The following is an 11538-nucleotide window of genomic DNA, read 5'->3' on the forward strand; positions in this document are numbered from 1 at the left end:
TGGTTAATTCATTAACTGTGTGCTCTGTTATAGCACACAAATTTCATAGTTTTCATAGCAATAAGAAAAAAATCTGACCTGCTTGCTGTTTGAGCAATATGGGGTCTAAAACATGTTGGGATAAACATATTTTGTTGGCTTTGTTCAACCTCTCGGCTAGAGAAGAAGTCCATTGCTAAAATGCACTCATTCGAAGGGTGATCGATCTAAGGCATATAAAACTAAAGACAGCATTTTTGTAGTTTCAACCATTAAAGTCAAGTTTAAAAATGGGCTTTTTTCTGATTACTTACAGACCGTTTGTTTTTTAAGCACACTCCCGTTCTTTGCATTCTTTGTAGTTTGTTTATTTATAACCAGTTAGCATGCATTTAATAAAATACTTTTATAAATCTAATAAATAAATTAAATGAATTGCTGTGGGTTTTTAATTCAATTGCCTCACTTTCAACTTAAGGCATGGATCAAATGATAAAAACACAATATTTTGATTGCTTATTAATTCCACAATTCATCATTCACAAAGTTATTCATCCCACACGATGCCCCTTTTATCCTTTGTGCTAAAAAATGCATAGATTCTACTGTCAAAAAAGCGCAAAATTTTCAGCATAATTTTGCATGATCACTCTAACTTTGGGACTGAATTTATGATGAAGACGACGATTGCTCGCACTGCCTGTATTTTATCTAGCATGGCATTTTGCCTGACCAGTTTGGACCTTTCAGCGAAAGAATATTACAAGTGGGTGGATGCAAAAGGTTCAACGCATTACACCACCACGCCACCGCCAAAAAATGCGCAGCGTAAAGGTAAAGTGAATACCTATGGTGCAACAACGACTACGCAATCAATTCCAGCAAAAAACCAAGAAGAGGTTTCACGTGAAGCCGAACAGTCGAATGAACAAAATGAGCAACTGGCGGAACAACAACGCGAAGCCAATGCAGCGCTCCGCCAAGGTCAAGCCGTAGCCTCCGCACCACAATAATTTACGCCAAAGCCTTCAATTTTGACTTAAATTATTTACATCTACACAGCATCGCAAAATTCACTCTAGGCGTATTTTGCGCTATGCTGTAGCACAAACTTTTTAACCGTTATTTCTATTTACGTTTATGACTACTCACATTGACCCTGAATATCAAGCCAGTGCGATTGAACCTACAGTCCAACAAGACTGGGAAAATCGCAAAGCCTTTAAAGTTGCCGACCAAGTAGAAGGACCACGTCGTTATATCCTCTCTATGTTTCCTTATCCAAGTGGCAAACTGCATATGGGTCATGTGCGTAACTATACGATTGGTGACGTGATCAGCCGTTTCCACCGCTTACAAGGTGAAACTGTGCTACAACCCATGGGTTGGGATGCTTTCGGCCTACCTGCTGAAAATGCGGCGATTGCCCATCAAGTCGCTCCTGCAAAATGGACTTTTGAAAACATTGATTACATGCGTAATCAGCTTAAAAAGTTAGGTCTTTCTGTAGATTGGGATCGTGAATTTGCAACTTGCACACCTGAATACTACCGTTGGGAACAATGGTTATTCGTTCAGCTTTATAAAAAAGGTTTAATTTACCGTAAGCTTTCAACAGTGAACTGGGACCCTGTAGACCAAACTGTTTTAGCAAACGAACAAGTTGAAAATGGTCGTGGCTGGCGTTCTGGTGCATTGGTCGAAAAACGTGATATTCCAATGTACTACTTCCGCATCACTGACTATGCGCAAGAATTACTTGACGATTTAGAAACATTAAAAGACGGCTGGCCACAGCAAGTTTTAACCATGCAACGTAACTGGATTGGTCGCTCACAGGGTATGGAAATTACCTTCCCTTCAGCGAATCCAGACGTTTATGCAGATGGTTTAACTGTATTTACCACTCGTGCTGACACACTCATGGGTGTGACTTATGTTGCGGTTGCAGCAGAACATCCGATGGCACTTAAAGCTGCGGAAAGCAATCCTGAGCTTGCTGCATTTATCGAAGAGTGCCGTATGGGTTCTGTTGCAGAAGCTGATCTTGCGACTGCTGAAAAGAAAGGCATGGCAACTGGTCTTTCTGTGAAGCACCCAGTTACAGGTGAAGAAGTTCCTGTTTGGATCGCAAACTACGTCTTGATGTCTTACGGTTCAGGTGCGGTGATGGCAGTGCCTTCACACGATGAACGTGACTTCGAATTTGCCAACAAATATGGCTTAACCATCAAGCAAGTGATTGATGCCAAAGGTGCAGACGATGCATACTTTGACGCAACCACTTGGCAAGAATGGTACGGTTCTAAAGAAGGCAAACTGGTGAATTCAGGCGAATTTGACGGTTTAGATTTCCAAGGCGCATTCGATGCATTCCTTGCAAAACTTGAGCCTCAAAAGCTTGCAAATGTAAAAGTTCAATTCCGTTTACGTGACTGGGGTGTTTCTCGTCAGCGTTATTGGGGTTGTCCAATTCCTATGATCAACTGTGAAAAATGTGGTCAGGTTCCAGTACCTGAAGAACAACTTCCAGTTGTATTGCCAACGGACGTGGTTCCAGACGGTTCAGGCAATCCACTCAACAAAATGCCTGAGTTCTATGAAACCACTTGCCCATGCTGTGGTGGCGATGCTCGTCGTGAAACAGATACTTTGGATACCTTTGTAGAATCATCTTGGTACTATGCACGCTATGCATCTCCAGATTTCACTGACGGTATGGTGAAACCTGAAGCGGGTCAAACTTGGTTACCTGTGAACCAATACATCGGTGGTGTTGAACACGCAATTCTTCATTTACTTTATGCACGCTTCTTCCACAAATTGATGCGTGATGAAGGCGTCGTTCAAGGTAACGAACCATTCACTAACCTTTTAACACAAGGTATGGTGCTTGCGGATACTTACTACCGTGAAGCTGATTCAGGTAAGAAGACTTGGTTTAACCCTGCTGACATCGATTTAGAACGTGATGAAAAAGGCCGTATCATTTCTGCGAAATATCAAGGTGATGGTCAAGATGTCGTGGTTGGCGGTCAAGAAAAAATGTCGAAATCGAAAAACAACGGTATCGACCCGCAAGCGATTATTGATCAATACGGCGCAGATACTGCACGTGTATTCATGATGTTCGCGGCACCACCAGATCAATCACTAGAATGGTCTGACGCAGGTGTTGAAGGTGCAAACCGTTTCTTAAAACGTGTATGGCGCCTAGCATCTGGTTTCCTTGAACAAGGCAACTCTGCTGCAAACATCGACAAAGCGACACTATCTACCGCCGCACAAGACTTGCGTCGTAAAACACACGAAACCATTCAAAAAGTGGGTGATGACATTGCACGTCGTCACGCCTTCAACACCGCAATTGCTGCGATGATGGAACTTTTGAATGCAAACAATAAGTTTGAAGCCAAAGATGACAATGACGTTGCCGTTGCACGTGAATCAATCATTACCCTTCTAACTTTACTTGCTCCTTTTGCACCACATTTAAGCCAAACCTTATTGGCTGAGTTTGGTATCGAATTAACATCAGCACGCTTCCCTGCGGTAGATGAATCTGCGCTGACTCGCAATACACAAACGATTGTAGTGCAAGTGAACGGTAAACTTCGTGGCAAATTAGAAGTGTCTGTCGATGCCTCTAAAGATGACATTCTGGCGCAAGCAAAAGCATTACCTGAAGTTCAGCAATTCTTGACTGGTCCAACCAAGAAAGAGATTGTTGTGCCGAATAAATTAGTGAATTTGGTGGTTTAATTTAATCCCCCTAAATCCCCCTTTATAAAAGGGGGACTTCCCGCTCCCAACAAAAAATCGGATCTCCTCCCTTTTTTAAAGGGAGGTCGGGAGGGATTAAAAAACAATTCCCAAACAAAGCCCGTTGCCAGTCAACGGGCTTTGACTTTACAATCCACACAGGATTTCAACATTATCCCTTCGGGAAACAGAGGACACTTTATGCACTTGGTTCAACGTGTTGCTGCAATTGTATTAACTATGGGCCTGAGCGCAGGCATGGTCGGTTGTGGTTTTCATTTAAAAGGCACCAACCCTGCTGCTGTACCTGTAGCCTATTCCAATATGCGATTGGCACTTCCTGAAGATACGGATGACTTACATGAAAAGTTAGCGATTTATTTAGGTTCTGCGGGTGTGCAACTGAGTAATAATCAAAATGCCTATGTCTTACATGTGTTGGATTACACTCCACGTCGTTTAGAACTCAATGGTAAATTGGTTGAAACTTTACTGCGCTTGAACGTGACGTTCCAAATTGAAGATGCTCAAGGCAATCCTGTAACTGAACCCCGTACATTGATGGCAACACGTAGCTACCAATACGACGTTGCAACCGTGAACACCGATGACCAAGAAGAAAAATATTTAAAACAAGTGATTATTGATGACATTGCACAACAGATCGTGCGCCAAATTTCATCAAACCGCTTACCGAAAGCAAACCCACTAACTGCACCAACCAAAGCTGAGTAATTTTGATTTATGAAACTTGACTATCTTCAGGCATTAAAACGTGTAGATGAAGCGCAAGGTGCCTGGGTGCTACATGGTCAAGAGCCATTACTTGAACAAAATCTCCTGGATGCATTTCGTAAGAGTTGGAGCGCTAGAGAAATCGAGCGTCAACGGTATGACATTAGCTCTGCTGCTGATTGGAAAAATGTCTTTAATGCTTTAAATAGCTTGTCATTATTTTCCAGTCAATTGGCAATTGAGGCACATGGCAGCATTAAACCCGATGCCAATGGACTAAAACTGTTAAAAAGCTATTTGCAGCAAAATGAAAGTAACTTGCTGCTCGTGGTCATGCCGAAGCAAGACAGTGCGAGTTTAAAGACCAGTTTTTTCCAAACCATTGATGCCAATGGAGTCAATGTTGCACTGACTGCAAACTACCCTAAAGATCGTCAGCAAATTTTGGCCGTTGAAGCACAAAAGCTCGGCATTAAACTCGCCAATGATGCTTGGCAATGGCTAGAACAGCATCATGAGCACAATTTACTGGCGGCAAAAAATAGTTTAATGCGTGTTGCAGATACTTTTCCTGAAGCAGAGATGATTCAGATTGATCATCTGTACTCTTGCTTACAAGATCAGTCACGCTATACCACTTACGATTTAAATGATGCCATGCTGCAAGGCAATTTGGCGCAATCAATTAAAATTTTTCAATACTTAATCGCTTCAGGCGAGCCGATGTCGCTGATTTTATGGAGTATCAGTAAGGAAATGCGTTTGCTGATGCAACTGTTTGAGCAGCCACAAAATGCCTTGCAAATCGGTATTTGGAAAACCAAAGTCGGGCTGTATCAACAAGCGTTACGCCGTTTAAATGCGAACGATTTTTTGACTTGGCCTGCCCTATTACTTCGTTTAGACGCGTCAATAAAAGGTTTAGGTCATGAAAATCCTGAGCACTTGGTACAACAAGCTATTGCCAGCTTGTGTGGGCGCAGACTCTTCTAGTCTAATGAAAAGGCTGTAATAACTTGCATTCCAGTATAAAAGAATAATTATCATTACTGTTTGTTCAAAAAGTTCACAATTTGTCCGTATTTAAATCTTATAATTCAATCATCTTTATAAACTTTTAACTGCCAATCATGCCAAAAATAAAACCAGCAAAATTGATCGTAGCCATCATCGTTGCTTTGGCAATCGCTGTCACTGCATGGCATTTCCTAAAACCTAAAGAAACTCAGCCGCAATATATTACTGCTGAAGTGAGTCGTGGTGACATTGAAAACTCTGTACTTGCAACAGGTGTACTTGAAGCAACCAAAATGGTGAGTGTTGGTGCACAGGTTTCTGGTCAGGTGAAAAAGATGTATGTGCAACTCGGTGATGAAGTGAAACAAGGTCAGCTGATTGCCCGTATTGACTCGGTACGTCAGGAAAATGATTTAAAAACTGCAGAAGCCAGCATCAAAAACCAACAAGCGCAATTGGCAGTTAAACAAGCAAATCTTGCAAAAGTCCAAGCTGAATATAATCGTCAACAAGCAATGTACGCTCAAGACGCGACTAGTCGTGCAGAACTTGAATCTGCGCTAGCAAGTTATAAAACTGCGCAAGCTGATATTGCAGCCATTAATGCACAAATCGAACAATCACGTTTAACTTTAGCGACTGCAAAAGAAGACTTAGGCTATACACAAATTGTTGCACCTATGGATGGAACCATCGTGGCGATTGTGACTGAAGAAGGTCAAACCGTAAATGCCAACCAAAGTGCGCCAACCATTGTGAAATTGGCAAAACTCGACACCATGACCATTAAAGCGGAAATTTCTGAAGCCGATGTGATGAAAGTCCAAGAAGGTCAAAACGTCTATTTTACAACCTTGGGCGACAGTGAAACAAAACACTATGCTACCCTGCGCCAAGTTGAACCTGCGCCAAACTCAATTAACACCGAAAGTAACAACAACACCTCTTCGTCTTCAAGTACTGCGGTTTACTACAATGCGTTATTTGATGTCCCAAATGAAGACGGTAAATTGCGTATTGATATGACTGCTCAGGTGTATATCATTTTAGATGAAGCCAAGAATGTCTTGACTGTACCTGCCGCAGCCGTTCAAACCTCGAACCGTCCACAACGTAGACGTAATAATGCATCTGCAAATGGTGAATCTGCTGATAAAAAAGCCAGCGCAGAAGCTAGATCGAACAAAGACACTCCAAACCGTCCTAAACGTTTAGAACTGACTGAAGCTGAAAAAACATTGGTCAAACAAGGTAAAGCCAGCGTTGCGATGGTTCGTGTACTACAAGCCGATGGTTCAGCTCAACCACAACAGGTATTACTCGGTTTAAATAACCGTGTGACCGCACAAGTGATCCGTGGCTTAAAACAAGGTGACAAAGTCGTGATTGCCGACGGTTCAGATACCTCTAATGATTCAGCGAAACGCAGCAACCGTGGTGGTGCTGGCGGCCCAATGAGAATGTAATCATGAGTCAACATCAAACACCTCTACTCGAGGTCAAGAATCTGACGCGTGAATTCCCTGCCGGTGAAAGCACAGTCCAGATTCTAAAAGGGGTTAATCTTGAGATTTACCCAGGTGAGCTGGTGGCGATTGTAGGTCAGTCCGGTTCTGGTAAATCTACCCTCATGAACATTTTGGGGTGTTTAGATAAGCCAACCAATGGTAGTTACAAAGTCAAGGGGCGTGAAACCCGTGAACTTGAACCAGATGAACTGGCACAGTTACGCCGTGAATATTTTGGCTTTATTTTCCAGCGCTATCACTTACTCGGTGATTTGAATGCTGCTGGTAACGTCGAAGTTCCTGCAATCTATGCCGGTACAGATGCAACCGAACGCAATGCACGTGCCAAGCAACTGCTGACTGACTTAGGACTGGGTGAAAAAACTCAAAACCGTCCGAGCCAACTCTCGGGTGGTCAGCAACAACGTGTATCGATTGCGCGTGCCCTCATGAATGGTGGTGATGTTATTCTTGCCGATGAACCCACCGGTGCATTGGATAAGAATAGTGGTATTGAAGTGATGCGGATTTTGCGCGAACTCAATGCCAAAGGTCATACCATTATTTTGGTCACGCACGACCATAATGTTGCAAAAAATGCGACTAGAATTATTGAAATTTCAGATGGTAACATCATTTCAGATCAGCCCAATGTACCTGAAACAGATGATGAACCTTTAGAAAAACAACAACTCGTTCCAAACACACAGAAAAAAACCTCAAGCTGGCGCTCTGCCGTTGACCGTTTAGGTGAAGCCTTCCGTATGGCGATTTTAGCCATGAATGCTCACCGGATGCGTACATTTTTAACCATGCTCGGGATCATTATTGGTATCGCTTCTGTGGTTTCTGTTGTGGCTCTTGGGAATGGTTCGCAAAAGCAGATTTTAGAAAATATCAGCAGTTTAGGTACCAATACCATCACGGTGTATCAAGGTCGAGGCTTTGGTGATAACTCAAGATCATCGCAAGTAAAAACATTGGTTCCAGCCGATGCGACGGCCCTTGCGGAACAACCTTATGTCGATGGCGTTAGTCCTTCAGTCAATTCATCTGTTACAGCACGTTTTAAAGATACAGAAGCGTCGACCACAGTGAATGGCGTGAGTGAAGATTTCTTCTATGTCAAAGGAATGAACTTCGCTTCGGGTCAGCCTTTTGATAAAGAAAGCGTGACTGAGCAAGCGCAAGATGTGGTGATTGATAGTAATACTAAAAATACCTTCTTTGCAGATGGCACCAACCCTGTGGGTCAAGTGATTTTATTAGGCAGTGTGCCGAGCCGTATCATTGGCGTGATCGAAGAACAAAAAAGCATGATGGGTAACTCAGATAGCCTGAATGTGTATTTGCCCTATTCAACGGTTATGAGTCGTATGCTGGGGCAGTCGAACGTACGTAGCATCATTGTTCGAGTAAAAGATGAATACCCAAGTGCCGCTGCTGAAAACGCCATATTAAACTTGTTAGTGCAACGTCATGGCGCGCAAGATGTCTTTACACAAAACTCCGATAGTATCCGTGAAACCATTCAACAAACTACTCAAACGATGACCTTGTTAGTTTCTGCTATTGCGGTGATTTCATTGATCGTAGGTGGTATCGGAGTCATGAACATTATGTTGGTTTCTGTGACTGAGCGTACTCAAGAAATTGGTGTACGTATGGCCGTGGGTGCCCGTCAAAGTGACATTCTGCAACAGTTCCTGATTGAGGCGGTGTTGGTGTGTATCTTAGGCGGTGTGCTTGGGGTTTTATTATCTTTAGGTATTGGACAATTGATTAGTCATTTTGCCGGTGGAACATTCCAAATGGCCTATTCAACAACGTCTATCGTTGCTGCATTTGTCTGCTCAAGTATGATTGGTATTGTGTTTGGCTTTATTCCTGCACGTAATGCCGCACAGCTTAACCCTGTCGATGCGCTTTCTCGCGAATAAGGAAATAATGATGCAAATGACCTTAACTAAACTTGCAAGTGCCTTCATTCTCGGAAGTAGCTTAGTCGGCTGTGCCGCTGTGGTTAAGACCCCGTATGAAGCTCCTGCAACACAAATCCCGACGCAATTTCAAAATGCGAAAGCCATGAGTCAGCAAGTACATGCAGATACTTATGCTGACCAATGGTGGACATTGTTTAATGATGCTCAATTAAACCAGTTGGTGAATCAAGTTTTAGCTGCCAATACAGACCTTGCTGTAGCAGGTATTAATTTACAGCAAGCTCGACTACAAGCAGGTTTGGCTGAAAATAAACAAGGGCCACGCGTGAGTTCAAGTGTTTCAACTGGACATAACTTTGACCTTAACTCAGGTGATGATTCCTCAAAAGGTGTATCACTCAGTGGTGGCGTTAGTTATGAAGTAGATTTATTTGGTCGTTTGGCTAGCCAGACTGAGGCCGCAAAATGGGAAGCTTTAGCGACTGAACAGGACCTACAAGCCACTGCCCAAAGCTTGATTGCAACAACAGCAAACCTATATTGGCAACTTGGCTATTTAAATGAGCGCTACAGTATTGCGCAGCAAAACTTAGCCAGTACGCAAAAAACCTATGACTTGGTCAAGGTGCAATATAAAGCCGGTGCTGTGTCAGGTTTAGATCTAACGCAAGCAGAACAGTCGGTCCAAAGTCAAAAATCGACCTTAAGCCAAATTGCCCAACAAAAAGTGGAAACACGTACTGCATTGGCTGTGTTATTGCATCAACCAGTGCAACAACTGAATATTTCAGAGCCGCAGCGCCTACCTCGAATTGCATTACCGACGATTGCAGCGGGTTTACCAGCCGAGTTGTTGTCTCGCCGTCCAGATTTACAAGCGAGCGAATTAAGATTACGTAAAGCTTTGGCAAATAAAGATGCAACGAAAGCGAGTTACTACCCTTCAATTAGTTTGACTGGCAGTTTAGGCTCGAGTAGTACCTCTTTGAGTAATTTATTACAAAACCCTACTTTGGCTTTGGGTGCAAGTTTAAGTTTACCTTTCTTGCAATATAACGATATGAAGAAAGACCTTGCGATTAGTGATTTAGATTATGAAAAATCTATTATTCAATATCGTCAGACCTTGTATCAGGCTTTTGCCGATGTGGAAAATGCACTGTCTAATCGTACTGAGTTAAGTCAGCAAGTTGCTTTGCAAGAGCGTAATGTACAGCTTGCAGAAAAGACTGAGCGTTTGACTGAAGTACGTTATCGTAATGGTGCAATTGCGTTGAAAAACTTGCTTGATGCACAGGAGACCACACGTAATGCGCGACTTTCTTTGGTTCAGACGAAGCAAAGTCAATACAATGCTTATGTGACTTTGATGCAGGCGTTGGGTGGCAGTCCGATTAAGCAGTTGCCTTAAACATTGATAATAGAAAAGCCCTGAGGGGCTTTTTATTTCATTTCCCCAAAGCTTAATCAGGCTTTGAACAAAACCTGTAACCATGCGTAAAGAGAGTCGAAATAGGGATTTAATCATTAGGCAACATTGAATAGCGGTGTCAGAGTAAGTTTTATTTCGACCTTGTTTACCTTGTGATTATGCATACCAATGGGTCTTTGGATCGAACCAAATAGCAATATTCCCACGATTAATGAGAGCTCTGTTATATGCGGGCCAATTGGTTGTGCGGTAGATTTTGTGTGTAGGCTTATTCATTTGAAAATTACATTGTGGAATAAGCCCTTAACGATAGGTTTGTGCAACAAAGCCATTCAAGATATCAGAATCTTAGAGTGTACGATTTCAATATTTTGCAACTTGCCTTCAATTTTTTTCATTTTTCTTGTCAAAATAGTCTTCAGGAAAAGGGTCTTTTCCTATCAAAACATCTCTATATTTCATCACACTCGGGTAAAAGCCTTCACTATCTATAAGCCTAGATTTATATAAGTCTTGTTCTTTTACATCTGAAAAATTGAGCATTTCAAATACATTTTCTGAAACTTGCGCTAATTCTCTCAAGTTATTTTTACCCAATAAAAAGCAAAACATTAGGAAAAATGAAAATAGAATACCAACAGGATAAAAAATCATTAGATTCAACTTAATTTCATCTATTGTAAAATCTCCGCTAAAATATTGCATAACAGCTATTGCACTAGCAAGAATAATCATTACTAATGAGAAAATAATTGCATATTTTATTGATGTTAAATAAGTTTTCTTTTTAGAGCGCCCCATTTCATATGGCATGTGTAAAAGCCCCTTTTTAGGATCTAAAGCTGCATATACAAAATGGTATCCTTCCTCTTGCTCTTCACTTATGACCATAATTAAAGGTGTATTATTTTTAAACTTTACACCAGTGAACTGACCAACAACGCGAATTCCGTTAATCTCACCTCTAAAAGTCTCTCCGTCTCTACCTTTTGCAGCTAATGCCATAATGGGCGCGTTACTCATTAAGGAAGTACTTCCAGCCAATGTACCAATTAACGCAGTATTCGCAGCATGTTTACCTAAATTACCAATGGACAAAATTTTAGAGTCTTCTACTTCAAGATTATTAATATAGCCTTCGATTTTTACTAATTTTTGCATT

At 41.9% G+C, this 11538-nt stretch carries 8 protein-coding genes and 1 pseudogene; 7 read left to right on the plus strand and 2 right to left on the minus strand.

Going from position 1 to position 11538, the window contains the following annotated elements; translation table 11 throughout:
* Positions 1 to 695 precede the first annotated feature (695 nt).
* From FTU80_RS07810 to FTU80_RS07840, 7 genes are all read left to right on the plus strand, one after another.
* Positions 696 to 992: a DUF4124 domain-containing protein gene (locus FTU80_RS07810; protein ID WP_373685192.1), complete on the plus strand. Its 297-nt coding sequence runs from the start codon at positions 696 to 698 to the stop codon at positions 990 to 992.
* Positions 993 to 1119: 127 nt separating this feature from the next.
* Positions 1120 to 3741, plus strand: coding sequence for a leucine--tRNA ligase (gene leuS, locus FTU80_RS07815; RefSeq protein ID WP_180084674.1), 2622 nt, complete (start codon positions 1120 to 1122; stop codon positions 3739 to 3741).
* A 201-nt stretch (positions 3742 to 3942) separates the two neighbouring features.
* Positions 3943 to 4476 carry an LPS assembly lipoprotein LptE gene (gene lptE, locus FTU80_RS07820; RefSeq protein ID WP_078192675.1) on the plus strand — a complete coding sequence of 178 codons (534 nt, stop codon included), beginning with the start codon at positions 3943 to 3945 and terminating at the stop codon, positions 4474 to 4476.
* A 9-nt stretch (positions 4477 to 4485) separates the two neighbouring features.
* Positions 4486 to 5469 carry a DNA polymerase III subunit delta gene (holA, locus tag FTU80_RS07825; RefSeq protein WP_180084675.1) on the plus strand — a complete coding sequence of 328 codons (984 nt, stop codon included), beginning with the start codon at positions 4486 to 4488 and terminating at the stop codon, positions 5467 to 5469.
* A 137-nt stretch (positions 5470 to 5606) separates the two neighbouring features.
* Complete coding sequence (locus tag FTU80_RS07830; RefSeq protein ID WP_180084676.1) at positions 5607 to 6959, plus strand: MacA family efflux pump subunit; 1353 nt, start codon at positions 5607 to 5609, stop codon at positions 6957 to 6959.
* Positions 6960 to 6961: 2 nt separating this feature from the next.
* Positions 6962 to 8941, plus strand: coding sequence for a MacB family efflux pump subunit (locus tag FTU80_RS07835; RefSeq protein WP_180084677.1), 1980 nt, complete (start codon positions 6962 to 6964; stop codon positions 8939 to 8941).
* A 10-nt stretch (positions 8942 to 8951) separates the two neighbouring features.
* Positions 8952 to 10355, plus strand: coding sequence for an efflux transporter outer membrane subunit (locus tag FTU80_RS07840; protein WP_180084754.1), 1404 nt, complete (start codon positions 8952 to 8954; stop codon positions 10353 to 10355).
* A 42-nt stretch (positions 10356 to 10397) separates the two neighbouring features.
* Here the strand turns inward: FTU80_RS07840 and FTU80_RS07845 are convergent.
* Positions 10398 to 10652, minus strand: a pseudogene (locus FTU80_RS07845) (transposase); the annotation flags it as partial.
* Positions 10653 to 10760: 108 nt separating this feature from the next.
* Positions 10761 to 11537, minus strand: a complete 777-nt coding sequence (locus FTU80_RS07850) for a putative type VI secretion system effector (protein WP_180084678.1) — start codon at positions 11535 to 11537, stop codon at positions 10761 to 10763.
* Between the last annotated feature and the right edge of the window lies 1 nt (position 11538).

The sequence above is a fragment of the Acinetobacter sp. YH12145 genome (assembly GCF_013418335.1).
Lineage (GTDB): Bacteria > Pseudomonadota > Gammaproteobacteria > Pseudomonadales > Moraxellaceae > Acinetobacter > Acinetobacter amyesii.

Coding starts and splice junctions, on each gene's coding strand:
- FTU80_RS07810 (WP_373685192.1), top strand. CDS start 696: ATGGCATTTTGCCTGACCAGTTTGGACCTTTCAGCGAAAGAATATTAC.
- leuS (WP_180084674.1), top strand. CDS start 1,120: ATGACTACTCACATTGACCCTGAATATCAAGCCAGTGCGATTGAACCT.
- lptE (WP_078192675.1), top strand. CDS start 3,943: ATGCACTTGGTTCAACGTGTTGCTGCAATTGTATTAACTATGGGCCTG.
- holA (WP_180084675.1), top strand. CDS start 4,486: ATGAAACTTGACTATCTTCAGGCATTAAAACGTGTAGATGAAGCGCAA.
- FTU80_RS07830 (WP_180084676.1), top strand. CDS start 5,607: ATGCCAAAAATAAAACCAGCAAAATTGATCGTAGCCATCATCGTTGCT.
- FTU80_RS07835 (WP_180084677.1), top strand. CDS start 6,962: ATGAGTCAACATCAAACACCTCTACTCGAGGTCAAGAATCTGACGCGT.
- FTU80_RS07840 (WP_180084754.1), top strand. CDS start 8,952: ATGCAAATGACCTTAACTAAACTTGCAAGTGCCTTCATTCTCGGAAGT.
- FTU80_RS07850 (WP_180084678.1), bottom strand. CDS start 11,537: ATGCAAAAATTAGTAAAAATCGAAGGCTATATTAATAATCTTGAAGTA.